Source organism: Streptomyces sp. PL-29, assembly GCF_058344425.1.
Map to the genome: position 1 here is coordinate 1,595,594 of NZ_CP136996.1, position 19,917 is coordinate 1,615,510.

Annotated in this window: 19 protein-coding genes; 7 read left to right on the top strand and 12 right to left on the bottom strand. The window is 72.7% G+C overall.

All coding sequences use genetic code 11. The features are described from left to right. Window positions 1-75: 75 nt before the first annotated feature. The 6 genes from R4Z63_RS07305 to R4Z63_RS07330 form a co-directional block, all read right to left on the bottom strand. On the bottom strand, window positions 76-552 hold the full coding sequence (locus R4Z63_RS07305) for a GNAT family N-acetyltransferase (RefSeq protein ID WP_384454423.1): 477 nt from the start codon (window positions 550-552) through the stop codon (window positions 76-78). 64 nt (window positions 553-616) lie between these two features. Continuing rightward, a complete protein-coding gene (locus tag R4Z63_RS07310; protein ID WP_037930159.1) occupies window positions 617-2,065 on the bottom strand; it encodes a peptidoglycan D,D-transpeptidase FtsI family protein in 1,449 nt (482 codons plus the stop codon). A 62-nt stretch (window positions 2,066-2,127) separates the two neighbouring features. Continuing rightward, the gene (locus R4Z63_RS07315) at window positions 2,128-2,748 is read right to left on the bottom strand and encodes a response regulator (RefSeq protein ID WP_236647872.1); all 621 of its coding nucleotides are present in this window, start codon (window positions 2,746-2,748) and stop codon (window positions 2,128-2,130) included. A 59-nt stretch (window positions 2,749-2,807) separates the two neighbouring features. Continuing rightward, complete coding sequence (locus tag R4Z63_RS07320; RefSeq protein ID WP_384454426.1) at window positions 2,808-4,100, bottom strand: sensor histidine kinase; 1,293 nt, start codon at window positions 4,098-4,100, stop codon at window positions 2,808-2,810. Continuing rightward, window positions 4,100-4,999 (bottom strand): hypothetical protein, encoded by a 900-nt coding sequence (locus R4Z63_RS07325; RefSeq protein WP_384454429.1) that lies wholly within the window; start codon window positions 4,997-4,999, stop codon window positions 4,100-4,102. Before R4Z63_RS07325 ends, R4Z63_RS07320 begins: the two co-directional genes overlap by 1 nt. Before the next feature lie 227 nt (window positions 5,000-5,226). Then, window positions 5,227-6,009 carry an IclR family transcriptional regulator gene (locus tag R4Z63_RS07330; protein WP_384454431.1) on the bottom strand — a complete coding sequence of 261 codons (783 nt, stop codon included), beginning with the start codon at window positions 6,007-6,009 and terminating at the stop codon, window positions 5,227-5,229. A 137-nt stretch (window positions 6,010-6,146) separates the two neighbouring features. Between R4Z63_RS07330 and R4Z63_RS07335 the strand changes: the two genes are divergently transcribed. The 3 genes from R4Z63_RS07335 (at window position 6,147) to R4Z63_RS07345 (ending at window position 9,301) form a co-directional block, all read left to right on the top strand. After that, on the top strand, window positions 6,147-7,670 hold the full coding sequence (locus tag R4Z63_RS07335; RefSeq protein WP_037930150.1) for an aldehyde dehydrogenase (NADP(+)): 1,524 nt from the start codon (window positions 6,147-6,149) through the stop codon (window positions 7,668-7,670). Window positions 7,671-7,786: 116 nt separating this feature from the next. Further along, window positions 7,787-9,022: a TerD family protein gene (locus tag R4Z63_RS07340; protein WP_172671434.1), complete on the top strand. Its 1,236-nt coding sequence runs from the start codon at window positions 7,787-7,789 to the stop codon at window positions 9,020-9,022. A gap of 102 nt (window positions 9,023-9,124) precedes the next feature. Continuing rightward, window positions 9,125-9,301: a hypothetical protein gene (locus tag R4Z63_RS07345; RefSeq protein ID WP_172671433.1), complete on the top strand. Its 177-nt coding sequence runs from the start codon at window positions 9,125-9,127 to the stop codon at window positions 9,299-9,301. Between the two features lie 25 nt (window positions 9,302-9,326). On the opposite strand, the gene R4Z63_RS07350 is transcribed toward R4Z63_RS07345, so the two are convergent. Then, a complete protein-coding gene (locus tag R4Z63_RS07350) occupies window positions 9,327-10,766 on the bottom strand; it encodes an alkaline phosphatase PhoX (protein ID WP_037930144.1) in 1,440 nt (479 codons plus the stop codon). A gap of 260 nt (window positions 10,767-11,026) precedes the next feature. After that, the gene (locus tag R4Z63_RS07355) at window positions 11,027-12,520 is read right to left on the bottom strand and encodes a hypothetical protein (RefSeq protein ID WP_384454273.1); all 1,494 of its coding nucleotides are present in this window, start codon (window positions 12,518-12,520) and stop codon (window positions 11,027-11,029) included. A 377-nt stretch (window positions 12,521-12,897) separates the two neighbouring features. Here R4Z63_RS07355 and R4Z63_RS07360 point away from each other — a divergent pair, with 377 nt between their 5' ends. The 3 genes from R4Z63_RS07360 to R4Z63_RS07370 all read left to right on the top strand — a co-directional run bounded on the left by R4Z63_RS07360 (window position 12,898) and on the right by R4Z63_RS07370 (window position 15,696). Continuing rightward, a complete protein-coding gene (locus R4Z63_RS07360; RefSeq protein ID WP_384454276.1) occupies window positions 12,898-14,739 on the top strand; it encodes a DUF8508 domain-containing protein in 1,842 nt (613 codons plus the stop codon). Between the two features lie 65 nt (window positions 14,740-14,804). Next, complete coding sequence (locus tag R4Z63_RS07365; RefSeq protein ID WP_384454279.1) at window positions 14,805-15,290, top strand: GNAT family N-acetyltransferase; 486 nt, start codon at window positions 14,805-14,807, stop codon at window positions 15,288-15,290. Between the two features lie 151 nt (window positions 15,291-15,441). Further along, a complete protein-coding gene (locus tag R4Z63_RS07370; protein ID WP_384454282.1) occupies window positions 15,442-15,696 on the top strand; it encodes a hypothetical protein in 255 nt (84 codons plus the stop codon). Between the two features lie 135 nt (window positions 15,697-15,831). Here the strand turns inward: R4Z63_RS07370 and dapD are convergent, their stop codons facing one another. Together dapD and R4Z63_RS07380 are read right to left on the bottom strand one after the other, a co-directional pair. After that, entirely contained in the window at window positions 15,832-16,812 is a 981-nt protein-coding gene (gene dapD, locus R4Z63_RS07375; RefSeq protein ID WP_037930129.1) for a 2,3,4,5-tetrahydropyridine-2,6-dicarboxylate N-succinyltransferase, read from the bottom strand. A 9-nt stretch (window positions 16,813-16,821) separates the two neighbouring features. Further along, entirely contained in the window at window positions 16,822-18,051 is a 1,230-nt protein-coding gene (locus R4Z63_RS07380) for an MFS transporter (protein ID WP_384454313.1), read from the bottom strand. Between the two features lie 95 nt (window positions 18,052-18,146). Between R4Z63_RS07380 and R4Z63_RS07385 the strand changes: the two genes are divergently transcribed. After that, window positions 18,147-19,040, top strand: coding sequence for a winged helix-turn-helix transcriptional regulator (locus R4Z63_RS07385; RefSeq protein ID WP_037930125.1), 894 nt, complete (start codon window positions 18,147-18,149; stop codon window positions 19,038-19,040). Here the strand turns inward: R4Z63_RS07385 and R4Z63_RS07390 are convergent. Together R4Z63_RS07390 and R4Z63_RS07395 are read right to left on the bottom strand one after the other, a co-directional pair. After that, window positions 19,037-19,582, bottom strand: coding sequence for a TetR/AcrR family transcriptional regulator (locus tag R4Z63_RS07390; RefSeq protein WP_384454286.1), 546 nt, complete (start codon window positions 19,580-19,582; stop codon window positions 19,037-19,039). The two genes, R4Z63_RS07385 and R4Z63_RS07390, sit on opposite strands and share 4 nt — an antisense overlap. Further along, entirely contained in the window at window positions 19,582-19,902 is a 321-nt protein-coding gene (locus R4Z63_RS07395) for a DMT family transporter (RefSeq protein ID WP_037930119.1), read from the bottom strand. Before R4Z63_RS07395 ends, R4Z63_RS07390 begins: the two co-directional genes overlap by 1 nt. Window positions 19,903-19,917 lie beyond the last annotated feature (15 nt).

Below are 19,917 nucleotides of genomic sequence, written 5' to 3' on the forward strand. Positions count from 1 at the left end.
GTGTGAACCATCCGCCTTCGCGCCCCATTCCCCGGACACGCGGCGGGCGGCGAGCGGTGGGCGGGCCCCTCGGCCTCAGGCGACGTCCAGCCAGAGGGTGCGGTGGCTGCCCGACGGGGTGGCGGCAGGATCGGGCAGCCAGCCCTGGGCGGCGTAGAAGGCCTGGGCCCGCTGGTTGTGCTCGTAGACCTCCAGGCGCACCCGGCGGACCCCGGCGCGGCGCCAGACCTGCAGGCAGGCTTCGTGGAGGGCCGCCCCGGTGCCCCGGCGCCAGCGGACCGGGTCGACGTGGAGCTGGGTGAGCGTGGCCTCGCCGTCCTGCGTGCGGAAGGCGGCGACCCCGGTGAGCTCGCCGTCCTCCTCGGCGCACAGCACGCCGCCCTCGGCGGCGTCGCGGGCGACGGCCAGGGTCCAGCCCTCACGGGTCCGGGCCAACTCGGCCTCGCCCGCGTAGGCCTCTTCAGGTATGTGGCCCTGGTAGTAGGTGGCCCGGGCCCTGGTGTGGAGGGCGGCGATGGCGTCGAGGTCGGCGGGGAGCGCATTCCTGATCATGAAGACAGATACGCGCCGGGAACCACCTCGGTTCCCGGCGCGTCGGGCGCGCACCAGCGCACACCTACTTCTTCAGCCAGGCCTGCATCATCTTCTGCGCGATCGGCGCGGCCAGCTTGCCGCCGCCGATCTCGGAGCGGTCGGTGTCGGAGTTCTCGATCACCACGGCCACCGCGATCTGCTTGCCACCGGCCTTGCCGTACGAGGTGAACCAGGCCAGCGGCGCGAGGCTGTTGTTCACGCCGCGCTGCGCGGTGCCGGTCTTGCCGCCCACCTCGGCGCCGGGCACCTGGGCTGGCTTGCCGCCGCCCTCGGTGGCGACCGTGCGCATGGCGTCCCGGACCATCGAGGCCGTCCGCTCCTTCATGACCTGCCGGGACTCCGGGTCCTTGAAGCTTTCCAGCACGTTGCCGTTGGCGTCGGTGACCTCGGAGACCATGTGCGGGGCGACGAGCTTGCCGCCGTTCTCGATCGCGGCCGTGACCATCGCCATCTGCAGCGGGGTGGCCTGGACGTCGAACTGGCCGATTCCGGTCTGCGCGACCTGGTCAACCGACATCTTCTGCGTCGGATACCTGCTCGGTGGGTTGGTGCGGACCGGTGTGTCGATCTGCGCGTTGAAGCCGAGCTTCTCGGCGGTCGCGAGCATCTTGTCCTGACCGAGCTTGAAGGCGAGCTCGGCGAACACGTTGTTGCAGGACAGCCGCAGGGCGGTGCGCACCGAGACGTTATTGCAGGCAGCGGAGCCCGCCTCGCTGGGCAGCAGGGTGCGGGTGCCGGGGATCGTGTAGGGGTCGGGAATGCCGGTCTGCCGGTCGATGTCGGTGACCAGGCCGTTCTCGATCGCCGCGGTGAGCGTGACGAGCTTGAAAGTGGAGCCGGGCGCCTGCGGCTTGCGGAGCGCGACGTTCTCCATGGCCTTGCCCTTGTCCGCGGAGAGCGCGTCCCAGGCCTTCTGGTCGTTGGCGCCGGCGATGCTGCCGGGGTCGAAGGAGGGGTTGTTCACGACGGCGAGGATCTCGCCGGTGGCGGGGTCGATGGCCGCGGCAGCGCCCTGCTTGCCCTGCAGCGCGTCATAGGCGGCCTTCTGCACGTCCTTGTCGATCGTGGTGAGGACGTTGCCCGGGTCGGCCCGCTTGTTGGTGAGCGTGTCCATCACGGTCTTCAGCCGGCTGTCGGAACCGTTGAGGACGTTCTTGTAGACGCCCTCCAGCATGCTGGTGCCGAAGGCCTGGGAGCTGTAGCCGGTGACGGGCGCGTACAGAGGGCCATCGACATAGGTCCGCTTGTAGCCGAAGTCCTTGCCCCCGGTCTTCTCCGAGCCGGTGATCGCCTCCCCGCCCACGATGATGTTGCCCAGCGGGTTCTCGAACTGCCCGATGAGGTTCCTGCGGTTGTGCTTGTCGTCTGCGAGGGCCTGGCCTTGGTACGCCTGCACCCAGGTGACGCGGACCAGCAGGGCCAGCACCAGGAGCAGACAGAAGACCGACGCACGCCTGATCGTCTTGTTCATCCCCCGAAAGGACGTCCCGGCGGCCTCGGGCGTTCCGCTCTGCCCCGATTGTGGCGGACTTCTCAGGCTTTCCTCATGATGAATCCTCCTTCGTAGGCCGCGATGACCGCCTGGGTGCGGTCACGGGAGCCGGTCTTGGTGAGCACCGACGCGACGTGGGTCTTGACCGTCTGCGGCCCCACTCCGAGGCGCTCGCTCATCTCGTGGTTGGACAGCCCCGTGGCCATCAGGCGCAGGACGTCGGCCTCCCGGCCGGTCAGCGTGGCGATCCAGGGAGCGGCGGCGGGGACGGCAGCCGCCGCGTGGGCGGCCGCGAGGGACCGTACGGCGGCCGGGAAGAGCAGCGAGTCCCCGCGGGCGACGAGCCGGACCGCCCCGATCAGTTCGTCGGGGTCGGCCCGCTTGAGGAGGAAGCCGACTGCTCCGGCACGCAGCGCGTCGTAGACGTGGGCGTCGTTCTCGAAGGTGGTGACGACCACGATCCTGGGTGGTTCGGGCATGGTGGAGAGGATCTGTTGGGTGGCCCGGATTCCGTCGATCTCGGGCATCCGCACGTCCATCAGCACCACGTCGGGGGCGAGTGACCGCACGAGCGGAACGGCCTCGGCACCGGTGGCGGCCTCGCCGACGACCTCGAAATCGGCTTCGGCCTCAAGGATGACCCGCAGGGCGGTGCGGACCATCCGCTCATCGTCGCACAGCACGATGCGCAGGGGCGGCCGGCCCGCAGGGGCGGCCGCGGTCACCGGTCCGCTCCGGCCAACGGGAGGACCGCGCGCAGCCGCCACCGGGACTGGTACGGGCCCGCCTCGATGCTGCCGCCGAGCAGTGCGGCCCGCTCCGCGCAGCCGCGCAGCCCGCGGCCCCCGCCGGTACGGGGCTCCCTGCCCTCGGGTGCGGCGGGCGGGTTGGTCATGGTGATCTCCAGTTCTCGTCGTTCGGTGTCCTGGCCGGCCCGGACCAGGATCCGCAGGTCCACCGGGCCGGCCCCGTGGCGCAGTGCGTTGCTGAGGCCTTCCTGCACGATCCGGTAGGCCTCGCGCGAGGTGATCTCCGGGAGCCGCGCCCAGTCCCCCGCGGGACCGGGGTCCTGGTGCGCGCTGACGCCGGTGCCCGCGGCACGAGTGCGGTCCAGCAGCCCGTCCAGGTCGGCGGCGAGGGTGGGGGCGCGGCCCGGCGGCCCCTCCGGTCCGGCCGGTTCCCCTTCGCGCAGCAGGCCCAGGACGGCGTCCAACTCCCCCACCGTCCGCCGGGTGGTGTCCTCGATCGCGGCGAGCGCTTCCCGTACGAAGACGGGGTCGCGCTCCAGCATCCGCCGGGCGGCGGCCGCCTGGAGGGTGACGGCGCTGAGGGCGTGCCCCACGGCGTCGTGCAGCTCCCGGGCCAGCCGGTTGCGCACGGCCAGGTCGGCGGCACGGTCCTCGGCCGCGGCGAGCCGGTCCGCGGCCGTGGGCCCGAGCAGTACGGGTGCCAGCTTGGCCAGCAGCTCCCCGGCGGCGGCCGCGCACAGGGTGAGCGCGGCCAGCAGGCCGATCCCGAGAAGGGGAGCCGCGTACGTCTCGACGCCCGTGCCGAACCACCCGAACCCCAGACGGGCTTCGCGCAGGCCGCTCACGAACGGCAGCACGAGCAGCACCACCGCCAGGGGAGGCACGGCCAGCGTCATGCCGCTGACGAGCGCCCCGACCCCCAGGTGCAGGGTCCACCACGCGGACGCGCGCCCCCGCGCGGCCCAGGACCGCGCCGGCCCTTCGGCCAGCCGCTCCCCCGGCACCTGGCACATGGCCCGGACAGCACTCACCGACAGCGGCCGGACCAGGCCGTACACCCCCGTGACGGCGGCCAGGGGCAGAGCCGCGGCGTAGGCCGCGAGGGACAGCGGCAGGGAGGACAGGGCGTTGGCACCGTCGGCCGCCATACCGACCCCCACGGTGGCCAGGAGGAAGTAGGGCATCAGCAGGGCTCCGCCGAGGATCTGGTGCACCCATCGCAGCCGGGCCGGCGCGCCCAGCAGCCGGCTCAGGCCGCCGCGCATCACCGCTCGCGTCGGGATATGAGGAACCGGGTGAGGACGGCGGTGGCGAGCGATCCCGTGACCATCTGGCCAGCGTAGATCAACTGCTCGGCGGTGGAGGGGCCTTCACCGCCGTCAACCTGCGGCCCCCATGAGACGGCCAGTGGGAAGACCCCCCACGCCAGGGTCGCGGCGGCACCGACCCAGGCGAGCCCGAGCGGCCACCGCGCCCGAAGGGCTCCGCCGCGGGCCAGGAGCAGCGCCCCCGCTCCTGCGGCGAGCGCGCACATCGCGTGGGCCAGGGACACGACGGCGCTCTCCGCCGTATGGGCCTCGGCCCGCTCGGCACTCAGCCCTGCGGTGCCGCCTGCGGCCCAGTAGAGGAACAGCGCCGTCAGAGCCAGGGCACCGGAGGTCGCGGCTGCCGCCACCACCCCCGTGAGTCGCGGCAGCCGCTCTCCCACCACGCCCTGCCACCGCCGGCCCCAACGCTTGCGCGCATAGGGCACGAACAGCGCGGCCAGGGCGAGTCCTTGGACGGTGAATCCCGTGTACACGACGGTGAAGACCCAGGAGTCCAGGAAGGGCTCCCGCGCGGCCGCCGCTTCGGGGCCGGATCCGAAGCCCAGGGCGCGTACGAGCAACTGCCCCGGGAAAGCCAGGAGGATCGGGGTCAGCAGGCCGGTGGCGGCGAACGCCGGAAGGGTCAGCATCCAGCCGGGGGTTCTGAGCCCCCAGGGTCTGGTGAGCACCAGGACGAGCGGGATCACGCACGCGTCCATGGCCAGGGTGACGGCATTGGCCGCCGTGAGGAACGGACCGGGCTGCAACAGCGCGCTGCCGTCCGGTATCCCGATCCGGCTGCCGGACAGCCAGGCGACCTTGAGCGCCAGATACGGCACCAGGGCCACCAGGGCCACTGCCGTGACGATGCGCCTCCTCCCGGTCGCGGGAACAGGTGCGGAGGACTCTGGTGCCTGCCTCGTGTGAACGGCTCGTGCGGTCATGCCCCAACAGTCCCGTGCGCGGCGGCCCGCCGCCTCCCCCTCAGTGGGGAACCGCCTCCCCCACGCGGGGGAGGCGGCGGGCGGCGCAGCGGCGCACGCACCGTCACCCGCACCCGGCCCACCCCGCGGCCCGCACGCCGTCACATGCGGCGCGTCACCACCGACAGCCGGTCGCGCGCCTCGAACAGCGCCGCCTTGATGACCTGCTCGTGCCCCGGCGTCAGCCGAGCCACCGGCACCGAGCAGCTCACCGCGTCCCGGGCCGGCGTCCGGTACGGCACGGCCACCCCGAAACACCGCAGCCCGAGCGTGTTCTCCTCCCGGTCCAGCGCGTACCCCTGCTCGCGTACCAGCTCCAGCTCCTCGATGAGCTGCTCGCGGTCGGTGATGGTGTGCTCGGTCACCGCCTCCAGCCGCCGCGGCAGCAGCGCCCGCACCTCCGCGTCCGAGTGCGTGGCGAGCAGCGCCTTGCCGAGCGCCGTCGAGTGCACGGGCAGCCGCCGCCCGACCCGGGTGAAGGGCCGCAGGTAGTGCTGGGACTGGCGGGTGGCGAGGTAGACCACGCTCGTCCCGTCGAGCCGGGCCAGGTGGATGGTCTCTGTCGTGTCGTCGGAGAGCCGATCCAGGGTGGGCCGGGCGGCGGCGACGACCTCGTCGCCGTCGATGTACGAACTGCCGACCAGCAGGGCCCGCACCCCTATGCCGTACCGCGTGCCCGTCGCGTCCGTCTCCACCCAGCCGAGGTTCACCAGGGTGCGCAGCAGCATGTAGAGGCTGGACTTGGGCAGGGCGAGGTCGTTCTGGATGTCGGCCAGGCTGTGCAGGCCGGGGCTGGCCGCGAAGTGCTCCAGCAGCAGGACGGTCCGGACCGCCGATTTGACCGGTGCCGCCTGGGCGGGGATCCCCGACTCGGTCGTCGTCATGCAGCTGCTTCCCCTCTGGTCGCCTCGGGTCGCCCCTTGTCACGCGGAGGACCCGGAAATAGAGTCCCCAACAGATGTGATCATTCATCCACCGGAACCGCGTTCAGAATACTGAACGATCCAGGAGGCAGTGGGCCATGGCAGCGACACCAGTTTGGAGTGTGGACCCCCGCACCGGGAAGCAGCGCGAGCAGGTTGCGGTGGAGGCCACATCCCGCGAAGTGGACGAAGCCGTGCGAGCCGCCCACGCCGCCCGCGGCGCGCTCGCGGACGCCGCCGCCCGCGCCGCCTTCCTGCGCACCGCCGCCGCCCTGCTCGACGAGGCCGCCGCCCACGTCATCGAGGCCGCCGACGCCGAGACCGCGCTCGGCCCGGGTCGGCTGACCGGCGAGCTGTCCCGCACCACCGGCCAGCTGCGCGCCTTCGCCGACGCCGTCGAGGAGGGGACCTACCTCGACATCCGGATCGACCACGCGGATCCCTCCCGCACTCCGCCGCGCCCCGACCTGCGCCGCTACAAGGTCCCGCTCGGCGTGGTGGCCGTCTATGCCGCCTCCAACTTCCCGCTCGCCTTCTCCGTCCCCGGCGGCGACACTGCGAGCGCACTGGCCGCCGGCTGCCCGGTCGTGGTCAAGGCGCACCCCGACCACCCCGCCACCTCCGAGCTGTGCGCCTCGCTGCTGCGCCGGGCGGCCGTCGCGAACGGGCTCCCGCCCGAAGTGGTGGGCGTGGTCCACGGATTCGACGCGGGCCTGGAGCTGATCCGTCACCCGCTGGTCGCCGCCGCCGGCTTCACCGGTTCCATCCGGGGCGGCAGGGCCCTGTTCGACGCGGCCGCCGCCCGGCCCGTACCGATCCCCTTCCACGGCGAACTGGGCTCCCTCAACCCCGTCGTGGTCACCCCGGCGGCCGCCGCCGAGCGCGCCGAGGAGATCGGCGCCGGGCTCGCGGGCTCAGTCACCCTCGGGGTCGGCCAGTTCTGCGTGAAGCCCGGCCTGGTCCTGGTGCCCGACGGCACGGACGGCGACCGGATCACCGGCGAGCTCACCAAGGCCCTCGGCGAGACCGAACCCGGGGTGCTGCTCGACCACCGGATGCGGGAGAACTTCGTCACCGGGGTGCGCGAGCGGGCCGCGCTGCCCGGCGTCGACGCCCCCGTCACCCCCGGGGCCGGCGGCGAGCACACCGTGGGAGCGGGATATCTGACGGTACGGGCGGAGGAGCTCCTCGCGGGCGACCGGCACGACGTCCTCCTCGAGGAGTGCTTCGGCCCGGTCACCGTCGTCGTCCGGTACGCCGGCCAGGCCGAGGCAAGCGCGGTCCTGGAGCGCCTCGGCGGAAACCTGAGCGCCACCCTCCAGCTGTCGGCCGCCGAAACCGAGGGCGCCCCCGGCCCGGCCGCCGAACTGATCGGGCAGGTGACGGGGCTGGCGGGGCGGATCGTGGTGAACGGCTGGCCGACCGGGGTCGCGGTGGCCCCGGCCCAGCACCACGGCGGGCCGTACCCGGCCGCGACCTCGCATTCCACCTCGGTGGGCGGCACGGCGATCGAGCGCTGGCTGCGGCCGGTGGCCTACCAGTCCGTCCCGGATGCTCTTCTTCCGGCCGAGCTCCGCGAGGCCAATCCGCTGGGCCTGCCGCGCCGGGTGACCGGCGGCTGAGCAGCGCACCCGCCGCGCCGCCGGGCGCCGGGGCGCGGCGCGACCGCCCCGGCGCCCGGCGGCGAAATATCGCCAAGGTAAGGGAACGGCAAAGCATCCCCGCTCGTTCTCCCGGCATGACCGCTATGACCCCTGGATCCAATCTGCCGCTCAACGCCGCCCGCGTGACGGTCGACGTGGCTGCGCCGGTGCGGCTCGACGTGTCCGCCCTGCTCCTCACGGCGGACGGCAAGGTGCGCTCCGACGCCGACTTCATCTTCTTCAACCAGCCCTCCGGGCCCGGCGTCACCTACCGGTCCGGTGGGGGCGCGGCACCGGACTCGGTCACCGTCGACACCTCCGCGGTGCCGCAGGGCATCGAGCGGATCGTGGTCACGGCCAGTCCCGACGCCGCCGGGCAGACCTTCCAGGGCATCGAGCCCACCGCCACCGTGCGCAATGCCGACGGCGGCACGGTGATCGCCTCGTTCACCCCGCCGCAGCTGGCCACCGAGACCGCGCTCGTCGTCGTCGAGATCTACCAGCGCGGCGGTGCCTGGAAGGTCCGCGCGGTCGGCCAGGGGTACGCCAACGGCCTGGCCGGCATCGCCACCGACTTCGGGGTCAGCGTGGACGAGGAGCCGGCTCCGGCGGCCGCCCCGCCCGCACCCGCGATGCCCCCCGCCCCGCCCGCCGGCCACCAGCCCTCCCCCTGGCTCACCGCCGGCGTCGGCACCCCCGCCCCGGTCACCCCCGCCCCGGCGCCCGCGCCCCCGGCCGCCCCGCCCGCCACCGGGAAGATCAACCTGGACAAGGGCCGGGTCAGCCTCCAGAAGAACCAGACCGTCTCCCTGGTCAAGGGCGGCCGACCGCTGCTCTCCCAGGTGAAGATGGGCCTGGGCTGGGAGCCCGCCTTCCGCGGCCGGGACATCGACCTCGACGCGTCCGTCATCGCGTACGGCCCGCAGCGCAACCACATCGACAGCTGCTACTTCGGCAAGCTGTCCATCCTGAACGGCGCCATCAAGCACTCGGGGGACAACCTCACGGGTGAGGGCGCGGGCGACGACGAGGTCATCGTCGTGGACCTCGGCCGGCTCCCCGCCGACGCCACCGGCCTGGTCTTCACGGTCAACTCCTTCTCCGGCCAGAAGTTCACCGAAGTGGCCAAGGCCTACTGCCGCCTGATCGACGCGGCCAGCGGCGAGGAGCTGGTGCGCTTCGACCTCACCGGCGCCGAGCCGCAGACGGGCGTGATGATGGCGAAGCTGATCCGTCAGTTCTCCGGCGAGTGGGAAATGACGGCCATGGGCGAGTTTGTGAAGTCGCGCACAGTGCGCGGCATGGTCAAGCCCGCCGCGCAGGCACTCTGAGCAGGTGGGCGGGCACAGGCCGCCACCGGACGGGTTCGCGGGTGATGGATGCCACGCGTTGTCCGTCAGTGGCTGTCAGTGCCCGCCCGTAGCCTAGGAAGCATGCACGAGTCACTCACACCCGCGGGGCCCGCCCGCCCGTCCGCCGCCGAGGCGAACGAGGCGATACGGCACCTCGTGGAGACCAGGGTGGACGGCGACTGGCCCTCCGAGGCGTACGAGTTCCTGCTCGCCGAGTGGGCCGAGGCCTCCCGCATGGAGGTCTCCCCGGCCCACTGAGCCCGCGATCCGGCCGGGCGGAGCGTCAGTGTGCGCGCCGCCACGGCCCGGTGATGGCCAGCATGATGCCGGGCTCCTGGATGTTGGCGTACAGGGTGCGTCCGTCGGGTGAGAAGCACACCCCGGTGAACTCGGAGTACTCGGGCTCCTCGGCCGAGCCGATGTTCAGCTCGTTGCGCGCCAGCGGGTAGGTGCGGCCCGATTCGGTGGCGCCGAACAGGTGTTGCAGCCCCGAGCCGTCCTCCGCGATGACCAGCCCGCCGTACGGCGACACGGTGATGTTGTCCGGGCCGTCATAGCCGCCGTCCGCGGCCGGGTCGGCGTTGACCCCGATGAGGACGGTCAGCCGGACCGTGCGCCGCTTGGGGTCGTAGAACCAGACCTGGCCGTCGTGCGCGGCGCCCGGGCTCTCCTCACGGGCGTAGGAGGAGACGAAGTACGCGCCTCCGTCGGCCCACCACATGCCCTCCAGCTTGCGTCCGCGAGTCACCACGTTGTCGGCGAACTGCCGCCGCACCGGCACCGTGCGCGCGTCGCGGTCCGGCACGTCCACCCAGTCCACGCCGTAGACGGTGCCGATCCGCGTGGCGCGCGAGAAGTCGTCGACGAACCGGCCCGAGCTGTCGATGCACTTGGCGGCCTGGAGCACACCGGCGTCGGGGGCGAGCGTACGGAGCCTGCCGCGGCCGTGCCGGAAGCCGTAGGGCGGGGTCCAGCGGTAGAGCAGCCCGTTGGGCCCGGAGGCGTCCTCGGTCAGGTAGGCGTGGCCCTGGCGCGGGTCGATGACCACGGCCTCGTGGTCGTAGCGGCCGAAGGCCTTGACGGGCCGGGGATCGCGGTTGGCGCGGCGGTCGTGCGGGTCCACCTCGAAGACGTAGCCGTGGTCCTTGGTCATGCCGTTCTTGCCGGCGAGGTCCGAGTTCTCCTCACAGGTCAGCCAGGTGCCCCAAGGCGTTGCGCCGCCCGCGCAGTTGGTCGACGTACCGGCGATGCCGACCCACTCGGCGACCTCGCCGCCGCGCCGGACCTCGACCACGGTGCATCCGCCTGCCGCGGCCGGGTCGTAGACAAGGCCCTCGGCGAGCGGGACGGGGCGGGCCCAGTTCTCCCGCCGACCCTTGAGCTCGTGGTTGTTGACGAGGAGGGTGACGCCCCGCCCGCCCTCGAAGGCCGCGGTCCCGTCGTGGTTGGACGGGGTGGTCTCACCGGACTCCAGCCGGGTGACGCCGCTGTGCGTGATCACGCGGTACCGGAAGCCTGCGGGGAGGGCGAGGATGCCGGCCGGGTCGGGGACCAGCGGGCCGTAGCCGGGCTCACAGGGCCGCCCGTGCTGATCGTGGTGCGCGCCGTCCTCGGCCGCGAGCGCGCCCGGTGCGGTGGCGAGGGCGCCGACGGTCCCGGTGAGCGCGACTCCCGCGCCGGCGATGACGGTACGGGCGGTGAAGTCTCTGCGGCTGAGCGGCATCAGGTCTCCAGGGGTGGGGAGTGGTGCGCCTGTCGTGCGGTCGTCGGCGCACACGCTCCCGCCCGCACGTGAACGGCGGCTGAATTACCCACGAAGAGATACCGGCCCCTTGCCCGTCGACGGAATGGCCAGCTCCGGCCCAGGAACGGCGCATTGTCGCCAGCGCTCGGCGAGGGGCCCCCGGACCCGGCCACGACCGGACCCGGATCGGCCCCCGGACCGGCCGCGGACCAGCCCCGGACCGGCCACGATCCGAGCTCTCAGGGCCGGCGGGAGCGCGCCTTGAACGCGGCCCTGCGGGCCTCCTTCGCGGTCTTCGGGTCCGGGTGTAGCCGGCCCATCGCCTCCAGGACCCGTACGGTCGAGGGGTGCTCGACGCGCCACACCCGGTCGAAGAAGCCCGTGTGATGTGCGGTCAGGGTCTCCATCAGAAGGGGTAGCTCCTCGGTCTCGCCGTCCGCTGCGAGCTGCGCCGCAATCGTGTCGACGGTCAGCCAGAACACCATCTCCGGGGCGGGCGCCGGTACGTCGGCCGCCCCGTGCTCCGCCAGCCAGACCCGGGCCAGACCGCCGAGCTCCGCCTCGTCCAGGACCGAGCGGACCACCGGCTCGGCCTCCGGGCCGGCCAGCGCGAGGGCCTGCTGGCAGCGCAGCCGGCGCAGCGGTCCGCCCTCGTCGTCCCCGCGTGCGGCGGCCAGCAGTTCGGCGACCGCGGCGGCGGGCTCGCGGTCCGCCATCCACTGCTCGATCTCGGCCTGCGCCGTGCGCTCGGGGTAGGAGGCGACGCCGTCGAGGAGTGCGTCGGCTCCCTTCGCGGCCAGTTCACCGAGGGCGGGGGCCGCCACTCCCGCCTCCAGCATCCGGGCGCGGATCCCGTAAAGGCCGAGCGGCGTCAGGCGGACCATGCCGTAGCGGGAGACGTCCTCGTCCCCCTCCGGCTCGCCGAGCGGCCCGTCCTCGTCGACCTGCGCCATCAGCTCCTCGTCGACGGGGCGGAATTCCACCAGTCCGATCGGTGCCAGCTGCCGGAACTGGTCGTCGAGGCGCATCATCGCGTCCGAGACCTGCTCCAGGACGGCGTCGCTCGGCTCGCCCATTCCGTCGGGCGCGACCATCGACGCGGCCAACACCGGAAGCGGAATTGGCCGGTCCGCGGTGCCGCCCTCTGCGGCGGTGAGCAGGTAGAGGTTGGCGAGGGCCTCGTCGAGGAAGTCCGCCTCGCGGCCCGGGTTCCAGTCCAGCCGGTCGAAGTCGATTCCCCCGTCCGTGTCCACCGCGTCGACCAGGTCCTCCAGGTCGGGCACGGCGGCGTCGGCGAGCACCGCCTCCAGAGCCGCCCGCCACAGGTCGAGCACGTCGCCGGGCGCCCCGCCCGTGACCAGCGCCAGGTCCTCGCCGGGCACGGCCGTGCCGTACGGGCCCTCGCCCGCCTCCCCCTCGGCGACCCCTTCACCGTCCGCGTCCTCCTCCGGCTCCGTCACGTCCACCAGGCCGGTGTCCACAGCCACCCGCCAGGCCTGGCTCGCGTCCCCGGCCGAGTCCTCGTCAGCCGCGTCGAGGCCGAGGTGGGCGGCGGCTCCGGGAAGCTGGTCGGCCGCCAGTTCGCCGGCGGCACCGACACGGGTGGCGGGCCCTGCCCAGCGGGCCAGTCGCACGGCTCGCGCGAACAGCGGGGCGCCGAGGGCGTCGCGCGCCAGCTCCGCATCGGAGTGCAGCCGTACCGGCGGCAGTGTGGGGTGCGACTCAGCGGACATGGGAACGGTCTCCTCGCGGACGCGGTGGTGAAGGGCAGGCCGTGACGGTTCGGCCGGGCGGCCGGACCGTCATACGCGCCCGATTACCGGCGACATGGCCGACATGACGGGGCAGGGCGGGCATGGCGGATGTGGCGCAGATGACAGCCGTGGCCGTCGTACGGCGACCCAGCGTAGACGCATATCGGGCGTGCCCGGCGGGCCATCGCCGTTGGTTCATCCCACAGTCGGCCGCCGTCTCCCCTGGAGGGCTTGACAACTTTGCTGGCAACACAGGAAATTGACGCGCGTAGACGTTCGGGGGCTGACCAACCCCCCACAGATTTCGCTGTTCGCAGCCTCTTCCTGCCCTTCTCCCACACCGGAGTTTCCTGACCATGCGCTCCTCGCATCCCCGCTCCGCCGCCGTCGCGGCCCTCGTCGCCTCCGCGCTGGCCACCGGCCTGCTCGCGGGCTCCGCCGACGCGGCCGAGGGCGCGGCGTCCGCCGACCCGGTCCGCATCCACGACATCCAGGGCACCACCCGGATATCCCCGCTCAACGGCCAGCAGGTGGCCGGCGTCGAGGGCATCGTGACGGGCGTGCGGACCTACGGCTCGCGCGGTTTCTGGATCCAGGACCCCGACGCCGACGACAACGACGCGACGAGTGAGGGCATCTTCGTCTTCACCAGCTCCGTCCCGACCGTCGCCGTGGGCGACGCGGTGAAGGTCGACGGCACGGTCGGCGAGTACATCCCCGGCGGCGTGAGCTCCGGCAACCAGTCGGTGACCCAGATCTCCAAGCCGACGGTCACCGTGGTCTCCTCCGGCAACGTGTTGCCCGAGGCCACCGCGATCAACGAGTACACGGTGCCCGCCGAGTACACCCCGGCCGGCGATCCGGCCGCCGGCGGCAGCATCAACGGCCTGACGCTGGAGCCCTCGCGCTACGCCCTGGACTACTACGAGTCCCTTGAGGGCATGAACGTCAAGATCGGCACCTCGCGCGTCGTCGGCGCCACCGACCCGTACTCCGAGCTCTGGGTCACGGTCAAGGGCTGGGAGAACACCGCCAGGCGCGGCGGCACCATCTACGGCTCCTACGAATCCCAGAACACCGGGCGCCTGCAGATCCAGCAGCTCGCGCCGATCGCCGAGCAGCCCTTCCCCGTGGCCAACGTGGGCGACAAGCTGACCGGGACCACGCAAGGCCCGCTGGACTTCAACAAGTTCGGCGGCTACACGCTGGTGGCCCGCACCCTCGGTACCGTCAAGGCGGGCCCCATCGCCCCCGAGAAGACCAAGCCGCAGGCCCAGCAGGAGCTCGCGGTGGCCACCTACAACGTCGAGAACCTCGACCCGACGGACCCGCAGGAGAAGTTCGACGCGCTGGCGAAGGCCGTCGTCGAGAACCTGTCCTCTCCCGACATCCTCGCCCTGGAGGAGATCCAGGACGACAACGGCGCCAAGAACGACGGCACGGTCTCGGCCGAGCAGACGCTCACGAAGTTCACCACTGCCGTCGCGGCGGCGGGCGGCCCGTCCTACCAGTGGCGGAGCGTCGACCCCCAGGACAAGAAGGACGGCGGCGAGCCCGGCGGCAACATCCGCCAGGTGTTCCTCTTCAACCCGGCGCGGGTCTCCTTCACCGAGCGCGCCCCCGGCGACGCGGTGACGGCGACGGGCGTGGTCAAGGAGAACGGCAAGACCCACCTGACCCACTCCCCCGGCCGCGTCGACCCGGCGAACCCGGCGTGGGCCGACAGCCGCAAGCCGCTCGCCGGCGAGTTCGTCTTCCGCGGCAAGACGGTCTTCGTGATCGCCAACCACTTCGGTTCGAAGGGCGGCGACGAGAGCCTGACCTCGCACCACCAGCCGCCGCTGCGTTCCTCGGAGACCAAGCGGCTGCTCCAGGCGCAGGCCGTGAACGGCTTCGTGAAGCAGATCCTGGCAGAGGACAAGAACGCCAACGTCCTCGTCCTGGGCGACATCAACGACTTCGAGTTCTCCGCGACCACCGAGGCCCTGGCGGACGGCGGGGCGCTGTACCCGGCCATCAAGTCGCTGCCGAAGTCGGAGCGTTACTCGTACGTCTACCAGGGCAACGCGCAGGTGCTGGACCAGATCCTGACCAGCCCGGCCATCAAGAAGTTCACGTACGACAGCGTGCACATCAACGCCGAGTTCGCTGCCCAGAACAGCGACCACGACCCGCAGGTGCTGCGCTTCCGCCCGTAATCCGGACGGCAGGAGGGTCAGGGGCCCGGCCGCCGTCCCGGCCGGTCCCCTGCCACAATCCCGTCATGATCTTCCGTGTCGCCACCCGCCGTGACCTTCCGGCCGTACTCGCCCTGCTCGCCGACGAGGACCGGGTTCTCGACCCGGCCGCGACGGCGGTCAGCGAGGAGCACGAGCGGGCCTTCGCCGCGATCGAGTCGGACGCCCGCAACGAGATGCCGGTCCTCACGGACCGGGATGCGGATACGGCTGTGGATGCGGAGAGGGGCGAGGTGATCCTCGGCTGCCTGCAGCTGACGTACATACCGGGTCTGGGCCGGGGCGGTCGGGAGCGTGCCCTGGTGGAGGCCGTACGGGTCCGCGCGGACCGGCGGGGCGAAGGGGTGGGCGCGGAGCTGATGCGGCTGGCCGTCGAGCGGGCCCGCGGGCGCGGCTGCGGCCTGGTCCAGCTCACCAGCAGCAAGCGGCGCACGGCGGCCCACCGCTTCTACGAGCGGCTGGGCTTCGCGCGCAGCCACGAGGGGTTCAAGCTGCCACTGGAACGGCCGTGACGGGCGGGCCCCGGGCAAGATGGGGACTTTCGACCCTGGCGTGACGCTCGCCACATCCCTACCGAATCGACCGGTTGTGGTGTTGAGTGTCTGCACGCCCGATCTTGTCCCGGCCCGTCGCACGCGCCGCCCGCATCCCTGGAGGATCCTGGTGTTCCCCTCGATCGCCCTCGCCCAGGAAACCGGTCTCGCCGTCCTGTTCGCGGCAGCGCTCGTCTGGGTGGTCGGCCTGGGCCACACGCTGTGGGACAGCCGCATCCACCGGCCGGAGCCCGCCGCGGCCGAGGCCCTGCCGATGATCCCGGCCCAGCGCACCTCGGCCGCGCACCCGATGGAGTCGGTCCAGCTGACCGAGGCCGAGGAGCAGGCCTTCGCGGGCCTGATCCGCCGGATGCCCCTGCACTGAGCGCCTGCGGCACCCGGGCCGCACCCCGCGCGCCCCGCGCGCCGCACCGCCCGGCCCTGCCCACGCCAAGGCGCCCTCCCGGCGGGCCACGGCGGCTCGGGGAGGGCGCTGCGCGACGGGTACGGCCGCCGGTGATCAGTTGTGGCTGTGCAGGACCTCGTTCAGGCCGCCCCAGTTGGCCTTGTACGGGCGGGCCTCGACGGCACCGGTCACCGAGTTGCGGCGGAAGAGGATGTTGTCGGCGCCGGAGAGCTCCAGGGCCTTGACGACCTGGCCGTCCGGCAGGGTGACGCGGGTGCCGGCGGTGACGTAGAGGCCGGCCTCGACCACGCACTCGTTGCCGAGGGCGATGCCGATGCCCGCCTCGGCGCCGATCAGGGTGCGCTCGCCGATCGAGATGATCTGCTTGCCGCCGCCCGAGAGGGTGCCCATGGTGGAGGCGCCGCCGCCGATGTCGGAGCCGTCGCCGACGACGACGCCCGCGGAAATGCGGCCTTCGACCATGGAGGTGCCCAGGGTACCGGCGTTGAAGTTGACGAAGCCCTCGTGCATGACGGTGGTGCCCTCGGCGAGGTGCGCGCCGAGCCGGACGCGGTCGGCGTCGGCGATGCGCACGCCCTTGGGGGCGACGTAGTCGGTCATCCGCGGGAACTTGTCGATCGAGGTGACCTGGAGGTGCAGGCCCTCGGCGCGGGCGTTGAGGCGGACGGTCTCGACCTGGTCGACGGCGACCGGGCCCAGAGAGGTCCAGGCGACGTTGGTCAGCAGGCCGAAGACGCCGTCGAGGTTCTGGCCGTGCGGCTTGACCAGGCGGTGGCTGAGCAGGTGCAGGCGCAGGTACGCGTCGTGCGCGTCCAGCGGCTTGTCCTCAAGGGAGGCGATCACCGTGCGGACGGCTACGACCTCGACGCCGCGGACCGCGTCCGTACGGATCGCCTTGGCCGCGGCGGCGCCGAGGTGCTCCACGGCCTGCTCGGCGGTGAGGCGCTCGGTGCCGGCCGGGCCGGGCTCGGCGACCAGCTCGGGGGCGGGGAACCAGGTGTCGAGGACGGTGCCGTCGGCGGTGATGGTGGCAAGTCCGGCGGCGACGGCGCCGGTGGTACGCGTAGCAGTCATGCCCGAAACCTAACCGGCGACGGCCTGAGGTTGCGAACCGGTCTCATGTGCCGGTCGGGCCTCGTGTCGCCGCGGACGGGCCCAGGCGTACAGCACCGCCGCGCCCGCCGCGCCCGCAAGCCCGGCGCACAGCGGCCACAGCAGCCCGGGCGCGGCCGAGTAGAGCGCTCCGCCCAGCGGCGGGCCGATGACGACCCCGCTGACCGAGATCCCCGCGTACAGGCTCTGGAACCGTCCGACGGCGTGCTCGGGCGACTCGTCGGCGACGTACGCGGTGGCGGTCGTCTTGTAGAGGATCTCCCCGAGGCTCAGCAGGACCATCATCGCCACGGCGCTCGCGACGCCCGCACCGAGCAGCAGTGCCGCGTACCCGGCGCCGACCAGCACCAGCCCGGCGGCGATCACCGGCAGCGCCGGCCGCTCGCGCAGGGCCGCGGCGGCGGGCAGCTCCAACAGGAGGATCACCCCGCCGTTGAGGGCGATCACGAGGCCGAAGGCGCGCGGGTCCAGGCCGTGGTCGGCGAGGAAGACGGGGAAGGTGGAGTACTGCTGGCGGTAGACGACGTCGGTCACCAGGATCGCGCCGAGCAGCACCAGCAGCGCGGGCCGGGAGCGCAGTTCGGCGACGAGTCCGCGGCCCCGACCCCCGTCCGGGGCCGCGGAGGTCCGGCGCCCGGCGCCGCGTGCCGGGACGACGCGGGCGGTCCACAGGGCGAAGAACAGGGTTCCGGCGCCGTCGGCGACGAAGAGCCAGTCGTAGGAGAGTCCGGTCGCGATCAGGGCGCCCAGCGGAGGCCCGAGGGTGAAGCCGCCGTTGGACGCGCAGCGCACGAGGGCGAAGGCCTGGCGGCGGCCCCCCTCCGGGACGACGACCGCGACGAGTGCGGAGTTGGCGGCCCGGATCACGCCGGAGGCGTACTGGGCCACCGGCATGGCCAGGAAGAGGAGCGGAGTGGGCAGCAGCGGGAAGGCCGCGAGGGCCAGTCCGCCGAGCGTGGCGGCGGCGAGGAGCACCCGGCGGTGGCCGAAGCGGTCCCCGTACCAGCCGCCGCTGAAGTTTCCCGCGACCAGACCGAGCCCGCTGATGCCGCTGACGAGGCCGGCCTGGGCGGCGTCGAGTCCCCGCGGGCCGGTCAGGTAGAGGAAGACGAAGACGAAGGTGAAGCTGACGACGGCGTTGACGAAGACCCCCGCGGCCAGCAGCCACACGACCCTCGGTATGTCCTTGAACCCCTGCAGCACACCCGTGTCCCCCCACCTCAGACCAGTAAGTTCCCTTTGGGAACGGACTATGTCAGCATGACAGCCTTGGGTCAACGGACAAAGGAGCTCCCATGGCCCAGCGCACACACCTCGGCGACGCGGACTGCGCCATCGCCCAGGCCCTCGACGTGGTGGGCGACTGGTGGACGCTGCTGATCGTGCGCGACGCGGCACGCGGCCTGCACCGCTTCGACGAGCTCCAGCGCGAGCTGGGCGTGTCCCGCAAGGTGCTCGCGGAGCGGCTGAAGCTGCTCGTCGAGGCCGGGGTGCTGTCGCGGGAGCCGTACCAGGAACGTCCGGTGCGGCACGAGTACCGGCTGACCCCGCGCGGGCGGGGGCTGCTGCCGGTCCTGGTGGCCCTCCAGGACTGGGGTGACACCTGGGTCCTGGGAGAGGGAGAGATGACGGCGACGACCGACGAGGCATCGCACGAGGCGGAACGGGTGCACGCACTGCGGGGCACCCGCGTGCCGCCGCTGCTGCTGCCGGACCGATTCGGCGGGCTCAGCGACCCGGTGGCGGACACCGCGTTCACGGTCCTGTACTTCTTCCCCGGCGCCTACGCGCGGGCCGAGTCCTACCCACCCGGCTGGGGCGGGATCCCGGGCGCCAAAGGGTGCACCTTCGAGTCCTGCACGTACCGCGACCAGCTCGCCGAGTTCACGGCCGCCGGCGCCACCGTGCACGGGGTCTCGACCCAGCGCCCCGACGAACAGCGGGAGTTCGCGGAGCACGAGCTACTGCGCTTCCCGCTCCTCTCGGACGCCGATCTGGGCCTGACGGCCGCGCTGCGCCTGCCGACGTTCCGCGCGGCGGGAGTGAGCCGGATCAAGCGGCTGACCCTGGTCGTGGACCGCGACCGCACGGTGCGCGAGGTGATCTACCCGATCCGCGACATCGAGGCGAGCGTGCGGGCGGCCCTGTCGGCCGTCCGCGCCGCCGGCCTCCCTGGACAGAACACCTAGCTCAACACCCGGGCCAGGACCTCGCGGGCGTACGACTCGTCGTACTCGGCATCCGCCAACAGGACCTGCAGGATGACGCCGTCCATCACGGCCACCAGCGCCCGGGCCGTGACCGGGTCGGTCCGCGGGGTCAACGCCTCGGACGCTGCTGCACACCACTCGGCGGCCACCGGCCGCAGGGCCGGGCGCCGCAGCGCCGCCAGGTAGAGCTCGTACTCCAACTCGACCCGACCCCGGTCCGCCGCCAGGAACTCCCCCAGGAGGCGGGCCAGCGCCCCGGCGAGGTCCGCCTCGGGGTCGGTCAGCGCGGGCGAGTCGGCGACCGCCTGCGCGAAGCCCTCGTTCGTCTGCCGCAGCGCCGCGACCAGCAGATCGTCCAGCGTCTTGAAGTGGTACGTCGTCGAGCCCAGCGGCACGTCGGCCTCCGCTGCCGCACTGCGGTGGCTCAGCCCGGCGATGCCCTTGGCTCCCACCACCCGCAGCGCGGCGTCGATGATCCGCTGCCGCCGGTCCGGGTCGTAGCGGCGCCCGCCCCGCGGCATCAGTGCGCCCCGCCCAGGTTCAGCAGGACCACCCCTCCGATCACGAGGGCAATCCCGGCGATCTTCGCCGCGGTGGCCGCCTCCCCCAGGAACACCATGCCGATCGCGGCGATGGCGGCGGTGCCGACGCCGGCCCATATCGCGTAGGCCGTGCCGACCGACATGGACTTCAGCGTCTGCGCGAGCAGGGTGAAGGCTATGGCGTATCCCAGCAGGGTGCCGAGCGACGGCCACAGCTTCGTGAAGCCGTCGCTGTACTTCATGGCGGTGGTGCCGGCGACCTCGGCGGCGATGGCTGCGGCGAGCAGGACATAGGGCATGCGTACAAAGGTACA